We start from the raw sequence: 20697 nt of genomic DNA, 5'->3' as shown, positions 1-20697 counted from the left end.
GGTTAATTGCGAGCCAATAAAAAACCGACCTCTTACAGGTCGGTTTCTGATACATCATTAAAACTTATGCACGTTTTTCAGGTTTTTATAGCCTGAAAAAATATGTATACGAATGAACAGGTTAAGCAGTCTTTTTCATCGATTTCAGAAAAACCGTACACAGGTTATCCACAAAATCACGCCGGGACTTTTTCGGGAGTTGCTGCAGGCTCGACAGGCGAACCCATCGCGCGTTGTGTGTTTTCATTCCAGGTCTGCACACGGTCATTCAACGCTGCAATGGCGCGTGGGCCTGTGCCTTCTGCATACATTGGCTCGCCGATTACCAATTGAATGGTGCCTGGTTTTTTCGCCCAGCCGTCGCGAGGCCAGTACTTGCCTGCGTTGTGCGCGACAGGCAGCACAGGCAGATCAGCGTTCACTGCCAGTGCAGTACCGCCTCGAGAGAATTTGCCGACCTGGCCGTAAGGCACGCGTGTGCCCTCCGGGAAGATCAATACCCAGACGCCATCCTTGAGCAGCTCGTCGCCCTTCTTGGCAATTTCCCTGAGTGCGGCTTTCGGGTTTTCGCGGTCGATGGCGATCGGGCGCAGCATTGCCATCGCCCAGCCAAAGAACGGCACATACAGCAGTTCACGCTTAAGGACCTGACTCATGGGCTCGAAATACGCCGACAGAAAGAAGGTCTCCCAGGTGCTCTGATGGTTGGAGATGATCACGCAGGGGGTTTTCGGGACGTTTTCAGCGCCAGTCACTTCGACCTTGATGTTAAGGAACACCTTGGTCAGCCAGATGGCGCAGCGGCACCAGTAGACGTTAATGAAGCGATAGCGGGCTTTGAACGGCAGAAAAGGCGCAATGAAAAAACTCAACGTGCACCACAACAGCGAGCTGGTGCCCAGCAACAGGTAAAAGAAGAAGGTCCTGATTGCCTGCATGATCGACATAGTTACGTTTACCGTACGGGCAGGTGCCCGCTCCTTGAGCGTCCTGAACCTGAAGAGCTGACTGTTCAGTGAGCGCTATTGTGGATAAGTTCTGCGGCAACTGCCGCCAGATCGTCAAAAATCAATGTGCCTGCCGGCACTCCGCCTTCCAGCGTCTTGCGTCCTTTGCCGGTCATCACCAGCACAGGCTGCGAATCGACGGCCAATGCGGCCTGCAGGTCACCCTTGCTGTCGCCCACGAACCAGAGACCTTTGAGGTCCGCTGTGTAATGACGGGCGATGGCCTGCAGCATGCCGGGTTTTGGCTTGCGGCAGGTACAGCCATCGTCTGGCCCATGCGGGCAATAGACGATCAAACCGAGCTCGCCGCCCTGCTCCGCCACCAGCTTGCGCAAGCGCACGTGCATGGCATCCAGAGTGGCCAGATCGTAATAACCTCGGGCAATGCCCGACTGGTTGGTGGCGACGGCCACCGTCCAGCCGGCCTTGCTCAGCGCTGCGATAGCTTCGATCGAGCCAGGAATGGGCAGCCACTCCGCCACCGACTTTATGTAAGTGTCGGAGTCATGATTGATCACGCCATCCCGATCGAGTATCAGAAGTTTCACAGCGACTCCTTGTCAGCCCAGCAGCGAGATGTCGGCGACGCCGAGGAACAGACCGCGCAAACGCGACAACAGGGCATAACGGTTGGCACGCACGTTGGCGTCTTCCGCGTTGACCATGACGGCTTCGAAGAATGCATCGACCGGCTCACGCAACATCGCCAGACGCGCCAGCGATTCGCTGTACTGACGCTCGGCAGCCATCGGCTGGGTCGCGTGATCGGCCTGTTGGATGGCCGAGTACAGCGAGAACTCGTTGGCGTTGTCGAAATACTTGGGCTCGACGGTCTGGGCAATGCTGCCCTCGGCCTTGCTCAAGAGATTCGATACACGCTTGTTCACTGCGGCCAGTGCAGCGGCCTGTGGCAGTTTGCGGAAGGCCTGGACCGCCTGGACGCGCTGATCGAAATCCAGCGCCGAAGCGGGTTGCAGGGCGCGTACCGAGAGGTACACCGCCACGTCGACGCCTTCGTCTTCGTAACGCGCGCGCAGACGATCGAAGATGAACTCGAGGACCTGTTCCGCCAGACCGGCTGGCTTGATCTTCGCGCCGAACTGCGTAACGGCGAATTTCACCGTTTCGATCAGGTTCAGGTCGAGCTTCTTCTCGATCAGGATACGCAGGATGCCCAGCGCAGCGCGACGCAGTGCATAAGGGTCTTTGCTGCCGGTAGGCAGCATGCCGATCCCGAAGATGCCGACCAGTGTGTCGAGCTTGTCGGCAATGGCTACCGCAGCGCCAGTCAGCGTGGTCGGCAGTTCGGCACCCGCGCCACGTGGCATGTACTGCTCGTTGAGCGCCAGTGCGACGTCTTCAGGTTCGCCGTCGGCCTTGGCGTAGTAGTAACCGGCAATGCCCTGCATTTCCGGAAACTCGCCGACCATCTCGCTCGACAGATCGCACTTGGACAGCAGACCGGCCCGCGCTGCACGCTGGGCGTCGCCGCCAATGCGGGGGGCGATGTAGGCGGCCAGTTTCGACACGCGTTCGGCCTTGTCGAACACACTGCCCAATTGCGCCTGGAACACGACGTTCTTCAGGCGATCGTTGAAGGTTTCCAGCTTCTGCTTCTTGTCCTGCTTGAAGAAGAACTCGGCGTCGGTCAGGCGTGGACGAACCACCTTCTCGTTACCGGCGATGATCTGTGCCGGGTCCTTGCTCTCGATGTTGGCCACGGTGATGAAGCGCGGCAGCAGTTTGCCGGTGCCGTCCAGCAGGCAGAAATACTTCTGGTTGTCCTGCATGGTGGTAATCAAGGCTTCCTGAGGGACTTCCAGGAAGCGCTCTTCGAACGAGCACACCAGCGGAACCGGCCACTCGACCAGACCGGCGACTTCGTCCAGCAGGCTTGGCGGCACGATGGCGGTACCTTCCTGCTGGGCGGCCAGTTCGTCGACGCGTTTACTGATGATCTGGCGACGTTCGTTGAAGTCGGCCAGTACATGAGCGGCGCGCAGGTCACTGAGGTAACCGGCAGGCGAAGAAATGCGCACGTCTTGCGGATGATGAAAGCGATGACCGCGCGAATGACGACCCGCGCTCTGGGCGAGGATCGTGCAATCGACTACCTGATCACCGAACAGCATCACCAGCCACTGGGTCGGCCGCACGAACTCTTCCTTGCGAGCCCCCCAGCGCATGCGCTTGGCGATCGGCAGGTCGTTCAGCGAGTCTTCGACGATGGTCGGCAACAGGGACGTCGTCGGCTTGCCGAGGATGGTCTGGCTGTAACGCAGTTTCGGGCCGCTCTGATCGATTTCACTCAGGTCGACGCCGCACTTCTTGGCGAAGCCCAGGGCGGCCTGAGTCGGATTACCGTCGGCATCGAACGCTGCCTGACGCGGCGGGCCGTCGAGGTTGACGCTGCGATCCGGTTGTTGCGTGGCCAGTGCGGTAATCAGTACGGCCAGACGACGCGGTGCGGCGTAGACCTGTTTGGCGCTGTAGGTCAGACCTGCGCCAGCGAGGCCTTTTTCAATGCCGGCGAGAAATGCATCGGCCAGTGAGACGAGGGTCTTGGGTGGCAGTTCTTCGGTGCCCAGTTCGACCAGAAAATCTTGAGCACTCATTGCGCTGCCTCCAGCTTGGCCAACACTTCATCGCGTAGATCGGGCGGCGCCATCGGGAAGCCGAGACGGGCCCGGGCCTGCAGGTAGGCCTGAGCCACTGAGCGGGCCAGCGTGCGTACGCGCAGGATGTATTGCTGACGTGCCGTCACGGAAATCGCGCGACGGGCATCCAGCAGGTTGAAGGTGTGCGAGGCCTTGAGGACCATTTCGTAGCCGGGCAATGGCAGCTCCAGCTCAATCAGGCGTGCGGCTTCGCTTTCGTAGAAGTCGAACAGCTCGAACAGCTTGTCGACGTTGGCGTGTTCAAAGTTGTAGGTCGACTGCTCCACCTCGTTCTGGTGGAACACGTCGCCGTAGGTCACTTTGCCGAACGGGCCGTCAGCCCAGACCAGATCGTAGACCGAGTCCACGCCCTGCTGGTACATCGCCAGACGCTCGAGGCCGTAGGTGATTTCGCCGGTGACCGGGTAGCACTCCAGACCACCGACCTGCTGGAAGTAGGTGAACTGCGAGACTTCCATGCCGTTGAGCCAGATCTCCCAGCCCAGACCCCAGGCGCCCAGCGTCGGCGATTCCCAGTTGTCTTCGACGAAGCGCACGTCGTGCACCAGCGGATCGAGGCCGATGTGCTTGAGCGAGCCCAGGTACAGTTCCTGGAAGTTGTCCGGATTCGGCTTGAGAATCACCTGAAACTGGTAATAGTGCTGCAGGCGGTTCGGGTTTTCGCCGTAGCGGCCGTCAGTCGGGCGACGGCTTGGCTGTACGTAAGCGGCGTTCCAGGTTTCCGGGCCTACGGCGCGCAGAAACGTGGCAGTGTGGAACGTGCCGGCGCCTACTTCCATATCGTAGGGCTGAAGTACCACGCAACCTTGTTCTGCCCAGTATTGCTGGAGGGCGAGGATCAAGTCTTGGAAGGTACGCACGGCTGGCGTAGGCTGGCTCACAAATTTCACCTGTGCTGGGCTGCGATTCAAAGAGCGGGAGTATACCCGATTCGGCCGCACGTCCACTCGTTGGGAGCCCTATGACACGCTGCTTTTGGTGCAACGAAGACCCCCTGTACATCGCATATCACGATCAGGAGTGGGGAGTGCCGCTGCGCGATGCGCAGAAGCTCTTCGAGTTGCTTTTGCTCGAAGGGTTCCAGGCCGGGCTGTCGTGGATCACGATTCTCAAGCGGCGGGCGCGTTATCGCGAAGTGCTGCACGGTTTTGACGTTGAGCGCCTGGCGCAGCTGAGCGATGCCGAAATAGAGGCGCTGATGCTCGATCCGAGCATCATCCGCAACCGCCTCAAACTCAAGGCCGTGCGCACCAATGCGCGGGCCTGGCTGGCGCTGGAAGATCCGGTCGCTCTGCTCTGGTCGTTTGTTGGCGGTACCCCGAAGATCAATCACTTCAAGGATCGCAGCGAAGTCCCGGCGATTACCGCCGAGGCCGAAGCGATGAGCAAGGCACTGAGAAAGGCCGGTTTCACCTTTGTCGGCCCGACCATCTGTTACGCCTACATGCAGGCCAGCGGCATGGTCATGGACCACACCGTCGATTGCGATCGGTATGCGATCCTGAGCCGCTGACGGTTACACTACCCGCCTCGAGAATCTGGGAGTCATCTGTGGATAAGTTCAAAGGCGCCGTAATGGTCGGGGCGTTGCGATTGTTTGCGCTGTTGCCATGGCGCGCTGTGCAGTGGACAGGCACCGCGATTGGCTGGCTGATGTGGAAGCTGCCCAACCGTTCGCGGGAAGTGGCGCGGATAAATCTGTCCAAGTGCTTCCCCGAGTTGAGCGAGCCAGAGCTGGAAAAGCTCGTCGGCCGCAGTCTCATGGACATCGGCAAGACCTTGACCGAAAGCGCCTGTGCGTGGATCTGGCCGGCACAGAAATCGATCGACCTGGTGCGTGAAGTCGAAGGGCTCGATGTGCTCAAGGACGCGCTGGCCTCCGGCAAGGGCGTGGTCGGCATCACCAGTCACCTGGGCAACTGGGAAGTGCTCAATCACTTCTATTGCAGCCAGTGCAAGCCGATCATTTTCTATCGTCCACCCAAGCTGAAAGCCGTGGACGATCTGTTGCGCAAGCAGCGTGTGCAGTTGGGCAACCGGGTGGCGGCGTCGACCAAGGAAGGCATTCTCAGTGTCATCAAGGAAGTGCGCAAAGGCGGCTCGGTGGGCATTCCGGCCGATCCGGAGCCGGCCGAATCAGCCGGCATCTTCGTGCCCTTCTGCGGTACCCAGGCGCTGACCAGCAAGTTCGTGCCGAACATGCTGGCCGGTGGCAAGGCAGTCGGCGTATTCCTGCACGCCATGCGCCTGCCGGATGGTTCGGGCTATAAGGTGGTCCTCGAAGCCGCGCCTGAAGCGATGTACAGCACCGACACCGAAACCTCGGCCGCTGCGATGAGCAAAGTGGTCGAGAAATATGTGCGGGCGTACCCGAGCCAGTACATGTGGACGATGAAACGCTTCAAGAAACGCCCGCCAGGCGAGGCGCGCTGGTACTAGGAAAGAACGGACGCGGAGCGTCCGGAACGGCATGCCCACGCTGGAGCATGGGCACGATAGTGTTTCCCTCAACTGGCCGCCGCAATCAACCCGCGTCGTCCCAGCGCCACCTGAGTCCCTTCCGGACTCATTCGTATCAGGTTCACCGGGATGGATTTGGCTGCAGGGGTGTTGCCGTGTTTATCCCGGTTGGCCAGTGGCAGCAGGCCGTTGGTTTCCGGGTAGTACGCGGCGCAGCAACCCTGGGGCACGTCGTAGGGAATGACTTTGAAACCCGCTGCACGCCGCGCCGTGGTCGGGTCGAGCGCCGTCTGAAACTCGATGTAGTCCCCGGCCTTCAGCCCCAGGCGTTCGATGTCCTGCGGGTTGAGCATCACCACCATGCGATCGCCAAAGATGTCCCGATAACGGTCATCGTTGGAATACACCGTGGTGTTGAACTGGTCATGGCTGCGGATCGTCATCAACTGCAAATGCTCGGCGCCCGGCGGCGTGTCGTCTTCGTCGTAGATGCCTTCGGGAAAGAGGAAGTTGGCCTTGCCCGACTCGGTGTCCCACTTGCGTTCACTGGCAGCATTGGGCAGACGGAACCCTCCAGGTTCGAGGATGCGCTGATTGAAGTCATAGAACTGTTCGGGCAGCACTTCTTCGATCTTGTCGCGAATCCAGGCATAGTCGCCCACATAGCTGTCCCAGTCCACCTTGGGATTGGGCGCCAGCGTCGCTTTGGCGATACCGGCAATGATGGCGATTTCGGAAATCAGATGTTTCGACGCAGGCTCCAGCATGCCGGTCGAACCGTGCACCATCGACATCGAGTCCTCCACCGTGATGGTTTGCGCCACGCCGTTCTGCAGGTCGCGTTCCGAACGCGCCACGCATGGCAGCAGAAAGGCCTTCTGTCCATGGACGGTCGCGCTGCGGTTGAGCTTGGTGTTGACCAGCACCGTCATTTTCAGGCGGCTGACGGTCGGGCAGATCACATCGGTGTCCGGAATGGCGCGGAAGAAATTGCCGCCCATGGAGATGAGCGCTTCCACCTCACCACGCAACAGGGCTTCGCAGGTCTCGGCCACGGCATGGCCTTTTTCTCTGGACGCTTCAAAACCGAACACCTTGCTCATGCTGGCCAGAAACGGTTCGCCGGCCTTTTCATAGATGCCCATCGTTCTGTCGCCCTGTACGTTGGAGTGTCCACGTACCGGGCAAGCGCCCGCACCGAGCTTGCCGATGTTGCCGCGCAACAGCAGCAGGTTGATGATCTGCTGCATGGCATCACCGCCACGCTTGTGCTGAGTGACGCCCATCCCCCAGCAGCAGATGACCCCCTTCGAGCGCTTATAGACCGTCGCCACCTCTTCGATGGCCTGACGCGTCAAACCCGAATGGCGCTCGATGATGTCCCAGGGCAACTGTCGGCAATAATCGGCGTACTGCTCGAAGCCATGGGTGTGTTCTTCAATGAACGCCACATCGAGGACACGCGGCAGGTTTTCACGCTGCGCCACGTCATCGGCTTCGATCACGGCCTTGCAAACGCCTTGCAGGGCGATCATGTCGCCGCCGATCCTGACCTGATGGTACTGCGAGCTGATTTCCACCCCATGCAGACTGAGCATGTCGCGCGGGTCCTGCGGCGCCGCAAAACGTACCAGCGCCCTCTCCCGCAGCGGGTTGAACGAGATGATGCTCGCGCCCCGGCGCGCGGCGGCGTGCAGCTCGGACATCATGCGCGGGCTGTTGGTCCCGGGGTTCTGGCCGATGATGAAAATCGCGTCGGCGTTCTCGAAATCTTCCAGCGTCGTGGTGCCTTTGCCGACCCCGATCGACTCGGGCAGCGCCGCGGTGGTAGTTTCATGGCACATGTTCGAGCAGTCAGGGAAGTTGGCCATGCCGTACAGGCGACCGAACAGCTGATAGAGAAAGGCGGCTTCGTTCGACGTGCGCCCGGAGGTGTACAGCTCCAGCTTCCACGGATCGCTCAGGCCGCGCAGTTCTTCGCCGATCTCGGCGAACGCTTCGTCCCAGGTGACCGGCAGGTATTTGTCAGTGGTGGCGTCGTAGCGCATCGGCTCGGTAATACGGCCTTCTGCTTCCAGGTCATGATCGCTCCAGGTCGCCAGTTCGCTGACTGTGTGCCGGGCGAAGAACTCGGGCGTCACGCGTTTCTTGGTCGATTCCCAGGCCAGTGCCTTGGCACCGTTCTCGCAGTATTCAAAGGTATGCGGCTTCTTTGGGTCCGGCCAGGAGCAACTGGGGCAGTCGAAGCCGCCAGGCTTGTTCATGGACATCAGCGTGCGGTTGCCCTTGATCAGCACATGCTGGTGCAGCAGGTGCTTGTTGACCGCACTGAGCGCGGGCCAGCCACCCGCCGGTGTGCCGTCGGTCTGTGATCCCTGAAGCGGGGCCTGGGAATTTTCCGATTCGGACATGGGGTGTGTTCTCTCTCATAAAGCCCGTGAAGGCATGATGCTCGTGTGTCTGAGATACACGGGCTCAGAGAGAATTCGCCCGAGTCGACGAGCGTTGCCGACAGGGCGCGTCGGCAAGAGGTTCAGTCAGGGTCATACCCTGTTCAGGAGCGGTTCAGAAAAAGCTCAGGCCGACCTGAAACAGCCGCTCGACCTCGCGGATGCACTTCTTGTCCACAAGGAACATGATCACATGGTCACCGGATTCGATCACGGTGATGTCATGAGCGATAAGCACTTGTTCGTCGCGGATGACTGCACCGATTGCCGTACCGGTCGGCAGGTTGATGTCTTTGATGGCGCGGCCGACGACCTTGCTGCATTTCGAGTCGCCGTGAGCGACGATCTCGATGGCTTCGGCTGCACCGCGTCGCAGCGAATGCACGCTGACGATATCACCGCGGCGCACGTGGGCCAGCAGCGTGCCGATGGTTGCCAGTTGCGGGCTGACCGCAACGTCGATTTCGCCGCCTTGCACCAGGTCGACGTAAGCCGGGTTATTGATCAGCGTCATTACCTTGCGTGCGCCCAGACGCTTGGCCAGCAGCGACGACATGATGTTGGCTTCATCGTCGTTGGTCAGCGCCAGGAACAGGTCGGTGTTGCTGATGTTTTCTTCCAGCAGAAGATCGCGGTCCGATGAGCTGCCCTGCAGAACCACTGTACTGTCCAGGTGCTCCGACAGATAGCGGCAGCGCGCCGGGCTCACTTCGATGATCTTCACCTGATAGCGGCTTTCGATGGCCTCAGCCAGACGCTCGCCGATGTTGCCGCCACCGGCGATGACAATACGTTTGTAGTTCTCGTCCAGGCGCCGCAGTTCGCCCATCACGGCGCGAATATCAGCCTTGGCGGCGATGAAGAACACCTCGTCGTCGGCCTCGATGACCGTGTCGCCATGCGGCAGTATCGCCCGGTCGCGGCGATAGATCGCCGCGATGCGTGTGTCGACATTCGGCATGTGCGCCCGTAGCTGGCGCAGCGGCTGTCCGACCAACGCGCCGCCGTAGTAGGCTTTGAGCGCGACCAGCTGCGCTTTGCCTTCGGCGAAGTCGATCACTTGCAGCGCACCGGGGTATTCGATCAGACGCTTGATGTAGTTGGTGACGACCTGCTCCGGACTGATCAGCACGTCGACCGGGATCGCGTTTTTATCGAACAGGCCTGCGCGTGTCAGGTACGCCGCCTCACGGATGCGCGCGATCTTGGTCGGCGTGTGGAACAGCGTATGGGCCACCTGACAGGCGATCATGTTGGCTTCGTCGCTGCTGGTCACCGCGACCAGCATGTCGGCGTCATCTGCGCCGGCCTGACGCAATACCGCCGGGTAGGAGCCCTTGCCCTGCACGGTGCGGATGTCCAGGCGGTCGCCCAGATCGCGCAACCGGTCGCCGTCAGTGTCGACCACGGTGATGTCGTTGGCTTCGCCCGCCAGATGCTCGGCCAGCGTACCGCCTACCTGACCTGCACCCAGAATGATGATTTTCACGCGCTTACTCCCGCACCGCCGCGATCTTGATCAGTTTGGCGTAGTAGAAACCGTCGTGGCCGCCTTGCTGGGCCAGCAGCTGGCGACCATGGGCTTGCTTGATACCCGCGGGCGGCTGTCCGGCCTGCCCGGCGATGTCCAGCTCTCTGGCCCCGGAGGTGCGCGCCAGAAACGCCTCGATGACGTCGGTGTTTTCGGTCGGCAGTGTCGAGCAGGTCGCGTACACCAGCATGCCGCCTACCTGCAGCGTAGGCCACAACGCGTCGAGCAGCTCGCCCTGCAACGTCGCCAGCGCGGCGATGTCGTCTGCCTGGCGAGTCAGTTTGATGTCTGGGTGCCGACGAATCACGCCGGTCGCCGAGCACGGTGCGTCGAGCAGGATGCGCTGGAACGGTTTGCCGTCCCACCACTGCGCTGTCTCGCGTGCATCGGCTGCAATCAGCTCGGCATCCAGACCCAGGCGATCGAGGTTTTCACGCACGCGCACCAGACGCTTGGCTTCCAGATCCACCGCCACCACGCCGCTCAGTTGCGGCTGCACTTCCAGCAAATGGCAGGTCTTGCCGCCCGGTGCGCAGCAGGCATCGAGTACTCGTTGCCCGGGGGCCAGCTCCAGCAGGTCTGCGGCCAGTTGCGCGGCTTCGTCCTGCACGCTGATCCAGCCTTCGGCAAAACCGGGCAGCGAGCGCACATCGCACGGCTCGGCGAGGACGATGCCGTCCTGACTGAAGGTGCACGCGCTGGCTTGCAGGCCGGCAGTGTTGAGCAGTTCGAGGTATTGACCGCGACGGTTATGGCGTCGGTTGACGCGCAAGATCATCGGCGGGTGCGCATTGTTGGCCGCGCAGATGGCTTCCCACTGTTCCGGCCAAGCGGCTTTCAGGGCTTTCTGCAGCCAGCGCGGGTGGGCCGTACGCACCACCGGGTCGTGTTCCAGTTCGATCAGCAGCGCCTCGCCATCACGTTGCGCATTGCGCAGCACGGCGTTAAGCAAGCCTTTGGCCCAGGGCTTTTTCAACTTGTCGGCGCAACCCACGGTTTCACCGATGGCAGCGTGGGCCGGAATGCGGCTGTAGAACAGCTGATAAAGGCCGACCAGCAACAAGGCTTCAACGTCGGCGTCGGCGGCTTTGAAGGGCTTTTGCAGCAGTTTGGCCGCCAGTGCCGACAGGCGTGGCTGCCAGCGCGCGCTGCCGAACGCCAGGTCCTGAGTCAGGCCACGATCTCGCACCTCTACCTTGTCCAGTTGAGTCGGCAACGAGCTGTTCAGCGAAGCCTTGCCGCTGAGCACGGCAGCCAGTGCCTTGGCGGCGGCCAGACGCGGGTTCATTGGCCCAGCACCGTGCCGATGGCAAATTTCTCGCGGCGGCTGTTGAACAGATCCGTGAAGTTCAGCGGCTTGCCGCCCGGCAATTGCAGTCGGGTCAGGCGCAGCGCGTTCTGCCCGCAGGCGACGATCAGGCCATCCTTGCTGGCGCCAAGAATCGTCCCCGGCGCGCCCTGCCCTTCGGCCAGATCGGCGGCCAGGACTTTCAGGGTTTCTTCGTTCAGCGTGCTGTGGCAGATCGGCCAGGGGTTGAAGGCGCGGACCAGACGCTCTAGCTCATCAGCCGGACGTGTCCAGTCCAGACGCGCTTCGTCCTTGTTCAGTTTGTGGGCGTAGTTGGCCAGGCTGTCATCCTGAACCTCGCCGACCAGCGAACCGTCCGCCAGACCGGCAATGGCCTGCAACACAGCAGGCGGACCGAGTTCGGCCAGGCGATCATGCAGCGTGCCGCCCGTGTCCTGCGCGGTAATCGGGGTGACGGCCTTGAGCAGCATCGGCCCGGTGTCCAGGCCCGCTTCCATGCGCATCACGGTCACGCCGCTCTCTGCATCACCGGCCTGCACCGCACGCTGAATCGGCGCCGCACCGCGCCAGCGCGGCAGCAGCGACGCATGGCTGTTGATGCAACCCAGGCGCGGAATATCCAGCACCACTTGCGGCAGGATCAGGCCGTAGGCGACGACCACCATCAAATCCGGTTGCAGGGCTGCCAGTTCAGCCTGCGCAGCAGGATCGCGCAGTGTGGGCGGCTGCATGACCGGTACGTCGTGTTGCAGCGCCAATTGCTTGACCGGGCTGGGCATCAGCTTTTGTCCACGACCGGCCGGGCGATCGGGCTGGGTGTACACGGCGACGATCTGGTGAGGGCTGTCGAGCAGGGCCTTGAGGTGTTCGGCGGCGAATTCCGGGGTGCCGGCGAAGACGATGCGCAGTGGCTCAGTCATGGAGTTCTCATTATAAAAAAAGGCCTGTTCAGGCCTTTTGGGGTAACGACGGATCAGGCGTTGAGCTTGTGCTGCTTTTCGAGCTTCTTCTTGATCCGGTCACGCTTGAGGTTGGAAAGGTAATCGACGAACAGCTTGCCGTTCAGGTGATCGCATTCATGCTGGATACAGATGGCGAGCAGGCCCTCGGCGACCAGTTCGTAAGGCTTGCCGTCACGGTCCAGTGCCTTGACGCGGACCTTTTGCGGGCGGTCGACGTTCTCGTAGAAACCGGGAACCGACAGGCAGCCTTCCTGATACTGACCCATTTCATCGGTCAGTTTTTCGATTTCAGGATTGATGAGGACCATCGGTTCGCTGCGGTCTTCGCTCAGGTCCATGACGACTACGCGCTTGTGGACGTTGACCTGAGTCGCGGCCAGGCCGATACCTGGCGCTTCGTACATGGTTTCAAACATGTCGTCGACCAACTGGCGAATGCCTTCGTCTACCATCGCCACAGGTTTGGCGATGGTGCGCAGGCGCGAATCGGGAAATTCGAGGATGTTTAGAATGGCCATATACGTAAGAGCTGCACTGTTAAGGTAAAGTCAATGTTGGGTGCCGGGCCCGGGAGTTCAAGGCAGGCAGCCCAGGACAGGACTCTAGGGTTCGCGTGAGGCAACATGATAAAGGGATTCACCGCATGAGGAAATCACTACTCGCCCTGCTGCTGCTGACCGCCAGCGGTCTTGCGCAGGCGCAAGTGCAACTCAGGGAAGGCTATCCGCAGAGCTACACCGTTGTCGCCGGGGACACACTCTGGGACATTTCCGGAAAATTCTTGCGTGAACCGTGGAAATGGCGCGAGATCTGGCGGGCCAATCCGCAAGTCCACGACCCCGACCTGATCTACCCCGGTGACACGCTCGCGCTGATCTGGGTCGATGGTCAGCCGCGTGTGACGCTCAATCGCGGCGAATCGCGTGGCACCATCAAATTGTCACCGCGTGTGCGCAGTACGCCGATGGTCGAGGCCATTCCGAGCATTCCGCTGGGTGCGATCAACTCATTCCTGATCAGCAATCGGATTGTCGACAACGCCGAGCAGTTCGAAAAAGCCCCCTACATCGTCGCCGGCAATGCCGAGCGCGTGCTCAGTGGCAACGGTGATCGTGCCTACGCACGAGGCGCGCTTGACCCGTCGCACAGCGTCTATGGCATCTTCCGTCAGGGCAAGACCTACATCGATCCCAAGACCCAGGAAGTGCTGGGCATCAACGCCGATGACGTCGGCAGCGCCGAGGTGGTCGCCACCGAGGGTGACGTCTCGACCCTGATTCTGCAGCGCTCCACGCAGGAAGTGCGTCTGGGCGACCGCTTGTTAAGCAGCGAAGAGCGCGCCATCAGCTCGACGTTCCTGCCCAGCGCTCCGCAGGCGCCGATAGACGGTTTGATTCTGGATGTGCCACGCGGCGTCACCCAGGTCAGCGTGCTGGATGTGGTCACGCTCGACAAGGGCAAACGCGACGGCCTGACCGAGGGCAACGTGCTGGCGATCTACAAGACCAGCGAGACTGTGCGCGACCGAATCACCGGAGAGCTGGTAAAAATCCCCGACGAACGGGCCGGCCTGCTGATGGTTTTCCGTACTTACGACAAGCTTAGTTACGCCTTGGTCCTGCAAGCCAACCGATCTTTGGCCATCATGGACAAGGTTCGCAACCCGTAGACGCATGTTTCAGATCTGACACGGATTTGTGTGACGAACCAGACACTTATCAAATTGTTGTCAACAGAGTTATCCACAGGTTTGTGCATCATTCGGGATGCACGATGGATCAGGGACGATCTCATGCCATTGTTCGAAAATACCTCATCTTCGCCCGCAGAGCTGGAAGCGCGTTTGCGCATCCACCGCCTGCCTGAGATAGGGCCGAAACGCTTTTCCAGACTGATCGAAGCCTTCGGTTCGGCCTCGTCGGCGCTCAGTGCGCCGGCCAGCGCATGGCGTGCGCTGGGCATTCCTGGTGCCTGTGCCGAGGCGCGTCGTGATCCATTAGTACGTGATGGCGCCAGTGCCGCACTGGCCTGGCTGGAGCGTCCGGGCCAGCATTTGCTGATGTGGGACGACCCTGGCTACCCCGCATTGCTGGCGCAGATCGCTGATCCACCGCCGCTGATCTTCATTGCCGGCGACCCTTCGATTCTTGAGCGTCCGCAGTTGGGTATGGTCGGCAGTCGTCGCGCCTCCCGGCCCGGGCTGGACACCGCCAGCGCTTTTGCGCGCAGCCTGGCGGCTGCTGGTTTTGTGATCACCAGTGGCTTGGCGCGGGGTATCGACGGCGCCGCGCATCAGGGCGCATTGGATGTTGGGGGGCTTACAATCGGCGTGCTTGGCACCGGGCTCGAAAAACTTTATCCACAGCAGCATCGCGCGCTCGCAGCGCAGATGGCCGCCCAGGGCGGCGCAGTGATTTCCGAGTTCCCGCTGGACGCCGGACCGCAGGCCAGCAACTTCCCGCGACGTAACCGAATCATCAGCGGCCTGTCGCTTGGCATACTGGTGGTCGAGGCCAGTGTCGCCAGCGGCTCGTTGATTACCGCGCGACTGGCCGCCGAGCATGGACGGGAGGTGTATGCCATACCCGGCTCGATTCATCACCCTGGCGCCAAGGGCTGTCATCAGTTGATACGTGACGGCGCGACACTGGTCGAGACCGTCGAGCACATTCTTGAAGGCTTGCAGCACTGGAAACGTGTTGCGCCCAGCGTCGATCCCGTCACGCCGGCGAAGCCTGGCCCTTGCGATCATCCGCTGTTGGCGCTGCTGCACGCCGCACCGCACACCAGCGAGGGGCTGTCGGTGTCATGCGGCTGGCCGTTGCCCAAGGTATTGGCAGGCCTGACCGAGCTGGAACTGGATGGACGCATAAGCTGTGAAGCAGGACGATGGTTCGCCAGAGCGCCCTGAGGTTAAACTGCCCCCAGGATTCAGTGGAGAGACAAACAATGGTCAGCAGTTGGCGAGTGCAACAAGCCGCTCAGGATATTCGAGCCGGTGCGGTGATTGCTTACCCGACCGAGGCAGTCTGGGGGCTGGGGTGCGATCCGTGGGATGAAGAAGCGGTCTATCGTCTGCTGGCGATCAAGTCACGGCCGGTGGAAAAAGGCCTGATCCTGATTGCCGACAACATTCGTCAGTTCGACTTCCTGTTCGAAGACTTCCCTGAGCTGTGGCTTGACCGCATGGCCAGCACCTGGCCTGGGCCCAACACCTGGCTGGTACCGCATCAGAACCTGCTGCCCGAATGGATCACCGGTATTCACGAAACCGTGGCGCTGCGCGTTACCGATCACCCTACCGTGCGTGAACTGTGCGCACTGGTCGGTCCGTTGATCTCCACCTCCGCCAACCCGGCGGGTCGCCCTGCCGCGCGTTCGAGATTGCGCGTCGAGCAGTATTTCCGCGGGCAGATCGACGGGGTTCTCGGCGGCAGCCTGGGCGGGCGTCGGAACCCCAGCGTGATACGCGATATCGCAACCGCGCAGATCGTGCGCGCCGGCTGATGCTGACGCACACAGCGCGGGTTCAGTGGTAGATCAAGGGATCAGAATGGTCGAGCCAGTGGTGCGCCGGGCCGACAGCTCGGTCTGCGCCTTGGCGGCGTCCTTCAGGGCGTACTGCTGAATGCCATCGACCTTTAGCTTGCCGCTGGCGAGCATGTCGAACAGCTCGTCAGCCATTGCCTGCAGGTTCTGCGCATTGTTGGCGTAAGAGCCCAGCGTCGGGCGGGTGACATACACCGAACCCTTTTGCGCCAGAATCCCGAGATTCACGCCCGAGACCGGCCCGGACGCATTGCCGAAGCTCACTACCAGCCCGCGTGGCGCCACGCAGTCGAGTGACGTCAGCCAGGTGTCTTGGCCCACCCCGTCGTAGACCACCGGGCATTTCTTGCCGTCGGTCAGTTCCAGCACGCGCTTGGCGACATCTTCGTGGCTGTAATCGATGGTTTCCCAGGCACCCAGCGCCTTGGCGTGCGCGGCCTTCTCCGGCGAACTGACCGTACCGATCATTTTGGCGCCCAGCGCCTTGACCCATTGGCAGGCCAGCGAGCCCACGCCGCCCGCAGCGGCGTGAAACAGAATGATCTCGCCCGGCTTTACCTGATACGTCTGACGCAGCAGATACTGCACCGTCAGGCCCTTGAGCATCAGGGCTGCGGCCTGCTCGAAGCTGATCGAGTCAGCCAGCTTCACCAGATTCGCTTCAGGCAGCACGTGCACTTCGCTGTACGCCCCCAGCGGCCCGGTGCCGTAGGCGACACGATCACCGACCTTGAAGCGCGTCACCTCGGCCCCCACCGCCTCGACCACCCCCGCCCCTTCGGCACCGAGGCCGGAAGGCAGCGGCGTCGGATACAGCCCGCTGCGGTAATAGGTATCGATGAAATTCAGGCCGATGGCCTTGTTACGCACAACCACCGCCTGCGGCCCCGGAGCCTCCGGCTCGAAATCGACATATTCAAGAACCTCGGGTCCTCCGACAGCGCTGAACTGGATACGCTTTGCCATGTGCTCTCTCCTTGATGGTTAAAACAAGCTGCGAAAGCCCCCATCGGACTCCTTCCCCGGACCTTCGTCAACTGCCAGCCCGCGTCGCCGATGGTATGCTACGCGCCAATTTGCCTGCGCCTCTTTTGCTGCGGGGGCTCAGCCGTTTGACGTCAGCCGTAAGGGATCCTCATGAGTACCCGTACCGAGGCCGTAAAAGCCTACCTGCTCGACCTGCAAGACCGTATCTGCACTGCGCTTGAACAGGAAGATGGCAGCGCACACTTCATGGAAGATGCCTGGACGCGTCCGGCGGGCGGCGGTGGTCGCACGCGGGTGATCGAGAATGGCACGGTCATCGAGAAAGGCGGTGTTAACTTTTCCCATGTTTTCGGCAGCAATCTGCCGCCGTCTGCCAGCGCTCATCGGCCTGAACTGGCCGGGCGTGGTTTCGAGGCGCTGGGCGTTTCGCTGGTGATCCATCCGCATAACCCGCACGTGCCGACGTCCCACGCCAACGTGCGCTTCTTCATTGCCGAGAAAGAAGGTGAAGAGGCCGTCTGGTGGTTCGGTGGCGGTTTCGACCTGACGCCCTATTACGGCGTCGAGGAAGACTGCGTGCACTGGCACCGGGTTGCCGAGCGCGCCTGCGCGCCCTTCGGCGATGACGTTTACCCGCGTTACAAGGCGTGGTGCGACAGCTACTTCCACCTCAAGCATCGCGATGAACCGCGCGGCATCGGTGGTCTGTTTTTCGATGACGTGAACCAGTGGGATTTCGACACCAGCTTCGCATTCATCCGTGCCATCGGCGATGCATTCATCAATGCCTACCTGCCAATCGTGCGCCGCCGCAAGGCTGCGGCCTATACGGTGCAGCAGCGTGAGTTTCAGGAATTCCGTCGCGGTCGCTACGTCGAGTTCAACCTGGTGTATGACCGCGGCACGTTGTTCGGTCTGCAATCGGGTGGGCGTACCGAATCGATCCTCATGTCGCTGCCGCCGCAAGTGCGCTGGGGTTATGACTGGAAGGCCGCGCCGGGCAGCGAAGAGGCGCGCCTGACCGAGTATTTTCTGACCGATCGCGACTGGCTGGCGGAAAACTGATGGACCAGTACGTCGTCTTCGGTAATCCCATCGGCCACAGCAAGTCGCCGTTGATTCATCGCCTGTTTGCCGAGCAAACCGGTCAGGCACTGAATTACCAGACCGCGCTGGCACCGCTGGACGATTTCACGGCGTTCGCCCAGGCGTTTTTCCTGATCGGGCGTGGCGCCAACGTCACCGTGCCGTTCAAGGAAGAAGCCTGGCGCCTCGCCGACAGCCTGACCCAACGTGCGCAGCGCGCCGGGGCGGTCAACACCCTGAGCAAGCTCGACGACGGAACTCTGCTGGGCGATAACACCGACGGTGCCGGGCTGGTGCGCGACCTGACGGTCAATTGCGCACGCAGCTTGCGCGGTCAGCGCGTGTTGTTGCTGGGCGCGGGCGGTGCGGTGCGTGGCGCGCTGGAACCGCTGCTGGCAGAAAAGCCCGCCGTACTGGTGATCGCCAATCGTACGGTCGAAAAAGCCGAGCGACTGGCGCAGGAGTTTGCCGACCTCGGGCCGGTATTCGCCAGCAGCTTCGACTGGCTTGAAGAGTCGGTGGACGTGATCATCAATGCCACCTCGGCCAGCCTGGCCGGGGAGCTGCCGCCCATCTCCCCGAGCCTGATCCAGCCTGGTGCGACCTTTTGCTACGACATGATGTACAGCAAAGCGCCCACCGCCTTCTGCCGCTGGGCCACAGAACAGGGTGCGGCGCAGTCGGTTGATGGCCTGGGGATGCTGGTCGAGCAGGCGGCAGAAGCCTTCCTGTTGTGGCGCGGTGTGCGTCCGGAGTCGACTCCGGTGCTGGCGGAGTTGCGCAGATTGCTGGCTGCGGGTTAATCGGCTATCTGCGGACTATCGTGCCAATGCTCCGAGTTATACACAAGTCCGCTTTTGATTCTGGCCAAAGGCCGTGGAAGGCAACCGGGCGACGCTTCGCTTGTTCGCGAAGGCGGTATTTCAGATGATGTATTTTCGGCGATTATAGCTGCCCTTTCGCGAACAAGTTCGCTCCCACGCCCTCCGGGCAGAAGCCAAATCTACGGGCTTATCGGGACCTTTGTAGAACGCAGAGCGTCGCGACGATGAGTTACAGCTCAATCCTCAAACAGAATCGGGCAGTTCTCCGGCCCTTCCAGCTTGTGCAATTCCTCGATCACCTGCGGTCTGGCATTGCGCAGAACCAGCACTCTGCCCTGCCGGCCCAGTCGTCTGGCTTCCTGATGAAGCATCTCCACGCCTGAGTAATCGATGAAGTTGATCTGCTGCGCATCGATCACCACTCGCACACCTTCGGTACGTTGCAGGCGGGTTTGCAGGTAGTGACTGGCGCCGAAGAAGATCGATCCGCCGACCCGCAGGACCTCCTCGTCGCCCTCGCGCCATTGCTGGACGCGCGGTTGCGAGGTGCGCTTGAGGTAGAAGAACAGCGAGGCCAGTACACCGGCGTAGATCGCGGTTTGCAGCTCCAGCAACAAGGTGGCCAGACAGGTCAGCGCCATCACGAAAAACTCGGCGCGGCTGACGCGGAACAGCGCACGAATGCCTCGACGATCCACCAGCCCCCAACAGATCAGCAGAATTGAGGCGGCCATGGCCGGGATCGGAATGTGCGATATCAACGAGGCGCCGGCGACCGCGAACAACGCCACCCACAACGCAGAAAACACTCCCGCCAACGGCGAGCGCGCACCTGCCTCGTAACTCAATGCCGCACGGGTAAAAGACCCGGCTGACAGGTAGCCGGAGAACAGCGAGCCGACCATGTTCGACAGCCCCTGGGCACGCACCTCCTGATTGGCATTGAGCATCTGCTGCGAACGAGCCGACAGCGAGCGGGCAATCGACAGGCTGTTGACCAGCCCGAGCATGCCCACCGCCACGGCGGTCGGCAGCAGCTTGAGGATCAGTTCGAGGTCCAGCGGCAACGGGCTGAAGGGCGGCAGATGGCCGACGAAGGCGCTGACCACACGGACATGGCCGAACATCGCTGGCCACAGCCACACCAGCAGGCTGCTCGATACCAGTGCGATCAATAGCGTCGGCCAGCGAGGCACCAGAAGCTTGAGTCCGATGCCCAATGCCAGGGTCAACAGACCGAGCATCAGCGAAGACAGATCCACTTCACGCCAATGCTCGAGCAAGGCGGTCAGGCTTTTGAGGGCGGTGGTCTGACTCGGCAGATCGATGCCCAACAGATTGGGCATCTGCCCGAGCGCAATCACCACCGCAGCGCCCAGCGTGAAACCCAGCACCACCGAATGCGAAACGAAATTCACCAGCGCACCGAAGCGCATCATCCCCAGCAACAGCTGAAACACACCGGCGATGAAGGTCAGCAGCAGGATCAACATGATGTAGTCCTGACTGGCCGGCACGGCGAGCGGGCTGACACTGGCATACAGCACGATGGATATAGCCGCAGTCGGCCCACAGATCAGATGCCAGGACGATCCCCACAGACAGGCCACGAGGACTGGAACAATCGCAGCGTAGAGACCGTACTCAGGCGGCAGCCCGGCGATCAGTGCGTAAGCGATAGATTGCGGCAGCGCCAGAATGGCGCCACTCAGGCCCACCAGCGCATCACGCCCGACGCTGACGCGATTCTGCTGCGGCAGCCAAGCGAGAAAGGGTAGAAATTTATGGCGATTGAGCCAGCGCATCGGTCCCTCATGTTGGATGGGTCACTGCATCACTACGTCAGACCGTTTC

General features: G+C 61.3%; 18 protein-coding genes. 7 read left to right on the top strand and 11 right to left on the bottom strand.

Translation table 11 applies throughout. The annotated features are described in order from the left end of the window. Positions 1-176: 176 nt before the first annotated feature. The 4 genes from JOE34_RS06225 to glyQ form a co-directional block, all read right to left on the bottom strand. Positions 177-947 (bottom strand): lysophospholipid acyltransferase family protein, encoded by a 771-nt coding sequence (locus JOE34_RS06225; RefSeq protein WP_010422968.1) that lies wholly within the window; start codon positions 945-947, stop codon positions 177-179. Positions 948-1012: 65 nt separating this feature from the next. Beyond that, complete coding sequence (gene gmhB, locus JOE34_RS06220; protein WP_003340124.1) at positions 1013-1555, bottom strand: D-glycero-beta-D-manno-heptose 1,7-bisphosphate 7-phosphatase; 543 nt, start codon at positions 1553-1555, stop codon at positions 1013-1015. 12 nt (positions 1556-1567) lie between these two features. Beyond that, the gene (glyS, locus tag JOE34_RS06215; RefSeq protein ID WP_010422975.1) at positions 1568-3622 is read right to left on the bottom strand and encodes a glycine--tRNA ligase subunit beta; all 2055 of its coding nucleotides are present in this window, start codon (positions 3620-3622) and stop codon (positions 1568-1570) included. Continuing rightward, positions 3619-4566 (bottom strand): glycine--tRNA ligase subunit alpha, encoded by a 948-nt coding sequence (glyQ, locus tag JOE34_RS06210; protein ID WP_002551326.1) that lies wholly within the window; start codon positions 4564-4566, stop codon positions 3619-3621. The genes glyS and glyQ overlap by 4 nt, the downstream gene beginning before the upstream one ends. Positions 4567-4646: 80 nt before the next feature. On the opposite strand from glyQ, the gene JOE34_RS06205 reads away from it, so the two are divergent. Then, positions 4647-5198, top strand: coding sequence for a DNA-3-methyladenine glycosylase I (locus tag JOE34_RS06205; protein ID WP_010422981.1), 552 nt, complete (start codon positions 4647-4649; stop codon positions 5196-5198). Between the two features lie 38 nt (positions 5199-5236). Next, positions 5237-6124, top strand: a complete 888-nt coding sequence (locus JOE34_RS06200) for a lysophospholipid acyltransferase (RefSeq protein WP_003304634.1) — start codon at positions 5237-5239, stop codon at positions 6122-6124. Positions 6125-6192: 68 nt separating this feature from the next. Here JOE34_RS06200 and JOE34_RS06195 read toward each other — a convergent pair whose 3' ends face one another. From JOE34_RS06195 to def, 5 genes are all read right to left on the bottom strand, one after another. Further along, positions 6193-8556: an FdhF/YdeP family oxidoreductase gene (locus JOE34_RS06195; protein ID WP_010422983.1), complete on the bottom strand. Its 2364-nt coding sequence runs from the start codon at positions 8554-8556 to the stop codon at positions 6193-6195. Between the two features lie 154 nt (positions 8557-8710). Next, on the bottom strand, positions 8711-10084 hold the full coding sequence (trkA, locus tag JOE34_RS06190; RefSeq protein WP_003315933.1) for a Trk system potassium transporter TrkA: 1374 nt from the start codon (positions 10082-10084) through the stop codon (positions 8711-8713). A 4-nt stretch (positions 10085-10088) separates the two neighbouring features. Then, a complete protein-coding gene (rsmB, locus tag JOE34_RS06185; RefSeq protein WP_209995298.1) occupies positions 10089-11414 on the bottom strand; it encodes a 16S rRNA (cytosine(967)-C(5))-methyltransferase RsmB in 1326 nt (441 codons plus the stop codon). Beyond that, positions 11411-12355, bottom strand: a complete 945-nt coding sequence (gene fmt, locus JOE34_RS06180; RefSeq protein ID WP_004403438.1) for a methionyl-tRNA formyltransferase — start codon at positions 12353-12355, stop codon at positions 11411-11413. Before fmt ends, rsmB begins: the two co-directional genes overlap by 4 nt. Before the next feature lie 53 nt (positions 12356-12408). Next, complete coding sequence (def, locus tag JOE34_RS06175) at positions 12409-12915, bottom strand: peptide deformylase (RefSeq protein WP_209995296.1); 507 nt, start codon at positions 12913-12915, stop codon at positions 12409-12411. Positions 12916-13040: 125 nt separating this feature from the next. Here def and JOE34_RS06170 point away from each other — a divergent pair, with 125 nt between their 5' ends. From JOE34_RS06170 to JOE34_RS06160, 3 genes are all read left to right on the top strand, one after another. Continuing rightward, complete coding sequence (locus tag JOE34_RS06170) at positions 13041-14066, top strand: LysM domain-containing protein (RefSeq protein ID WP_003318473.1); 1026 nt, start codon at positions 13041-13043, stop codon at positions 14064-14066. A gap of 123 nt (positions 14067-14189) precedes the next feature. Next, positions 14190-15308, top strand: coding sequence for a DNA-processing protein DprA (dprA, locus tag JOE34_RS06165; RefSeq protein ID WP_096116303.1), 1119 nt, complete (start codon positions 14190-14192; stop codon positions 15306-15308). A gap of 38 nt (positions 15309-15346) precedes the next feature. Then, positions 15347-15904 carry an L-threonylcarbamoyladenylate synthase gene (locus tag JOE34_RS06160; RefSeq protein ID WP_003340101.1) on the top strand — a complete coding sequence of 186 codons (558 nt, stop codon included), beginning with the start codon at positions 15347-15349 and terminating at the stop codon, positions 15902-15904. Between the two features lie 33 nt (positions 15905-15937). Here the strand turns inward: JOE34_RS06160 and JOE34_RS06155 are convergent, their stop codons facing one another. Beyond that, a complete protein-coding gene (locus JOE34_RS06155; RefSeq protein WP_003318470.1) occupies positions 15938-16912 on the bottom strand; it encodes a quinone oxidoreductase in 975 nt (324 codons plus the stop codon). Between the two features lie 171 nt (positions 16913-17083). On the opposite strand from JOE34_RS06155, the gene hemF reads away from it, so the two are divergent. Together hemF and aroE are read left to right on the top strand one after the other, a co-directional pair. Then, positions 17084-17998 carry an oxygen-dependent coproporphyrinogen oxidase gene (gene hemF / locus JOE34_RS06150; RefSeq protein ID WP_003421541.1) on the top strand — a complete coding sequence of 305 codons (915 nt, stop codon included), beginning with the start codon at positions 17084-17086 and terminating at the stop codon, positions 17996-17998. Then, positions 17998-18822 (top strand): shikimate dehydrogenase, encoded by an 825-nt coding sequence (gene aroE, locus JOE34_RS06145; protein WP_209995294.1) that lies wholly within the window; start codon positions 17998-18000, stop codon positions 18820-18822. Before hemF ends, aroE begins: the two co-directional genes overlap by 1 nt. Before the next feature lie 257 nt (positions 18823-19079). On the opposite strand, the gene JOE34_RS06140 is transcribed toward aroE, so the two are convergent. Next, positions 19080-20648 (bottom strand): SulP family inorganic anion transporter, encoded by a 1569-nt coding sequence (locus JOE34_RS06140; protein ID WP_046266544.1) that lies wholly within the window; start codon positions 20646-20648, stop codon positions 19080-19082. Positions 20649-20697: the final 49 nt, after the last annotated feature.

The sequence above is a fragment of the Pseudomonas sp. PvP028 genome, from assembly GCF_017832255.1.
In the GTDB taxonomy this organism is placed as follows: Bacteria; Pseudomonadota; Gammaproteobacteria; order Pseudomonadales; family Pseudomonadaceae; genus Aquipseudomonas; species Aquipseudomonas syringae.
This window is presented reverse-complemented; position numbering and strand designations above follow the sequence as displayed.

What these genes read in the sequence shown, in the direction of transcription:
- JOE34_RS06195 (WP_010422983.1), bottom strand. Translation starts at nt 8,556, where the DNA reads ATGTCCGAATCGGAAAATTCCCAGGCCCCGCTTCAGGGATCACAGACC.
- def (WP_209995296.1), bottom strand. Translation starts at nt 12,915, where the DNA reads ATGGCCATTCTAAACATCCTCGAATTTCCCGATTCGCGCCTGCGCACC.
- JOE34_RS06140 (WP_046266544.1), bottom strand. Translation starts at nt 20,648, where the DNA reads ATGCGCTGGCTCAATCGCCATAAATTTCTACCCTTTCTCGCTTGGCTG.
- JOE34_RS06225 (WP_010422968.1), bottom strand. Translation starts at nt 947, where the DNA reads ATGTCGATCATGCAGGCAATCAGGACCTTCTTCTTTTACCTGTTGCTG.
- JOE34_RS06170 (WP_003318473.1), top strand. Translation starts at nt 13,041, where the DNA reads ATGAGGAAATCACTACTCGCCCTGCTGCTGCTGACCGCCAGCGGTCTT.
- rsmB (WP_209995298.1), bottom strand. Translation starts at nt 11,414, where the DNA reads ATGAACCCGCGTCTGGCCGCCGCCAAGGCACTGGCTGCCGTGCTCAGC.
- JOE34_RS06160 (WP_003340101.1), top strand. Translation starts at nt 15,347, where the DNA reads ATGGTCAGCAGTTGGCGAGTGCAACAAGCCGCTCAGGATATTCGAGCC.
- aroE (WP_209995294.1), top strand. Translation starts at nt 17,998, where the DNA reads ATGGACCAGTACGTCGTCTTCGGTAATCCCATCGGCCACAGCAAGTCG.
- JOE34_RS06155 (WP_003318470.1), bottom strand. Translation starts at nt 16,912, where the DNA reads ATGGCAAAGCGTATCCAGTTCAGCGCTGTCGGAGGACCCGAGGTTCTT.
- fmt (WP_004403438.1), bottom strand. Translation starts at nt 12,355, where the DNA reads ATGACTGAGCCACTGCGCATCGTCTTCGCCGGCACCCCGGAATTCGCC.
- dprA (WP_096116303.1), top strand. Translation starts at nt 14,190, where the DNA reads ATGCCATTGTTCGAAAATACCTCATCTTCGCCCGCAGAGCTGGAAGCG.
- JOE34_RS06205 (WP_010422981.1), top strand. Translation starts at nt 4,647, where the DNA reads ATGACACGCTGCTTTTGGTGCAACGAAGACCCCCTGTACATCGCATAT.
- glyS (WP_010422975.1), bottom strand. Translation starts at nt 3,622, where the DNA reads ATGAGTGCTCAAGATTTTCTGGTCGAACTGGGCACCGAAGAACTGCCA.
- hemF (WP_003421541.1), top strand. Translation starts at nt 17,084, where the DNA reads ATGAGTACCCGTACCGAGGCCGTAAAAGCCTACCTGCTCGACCTGCAA.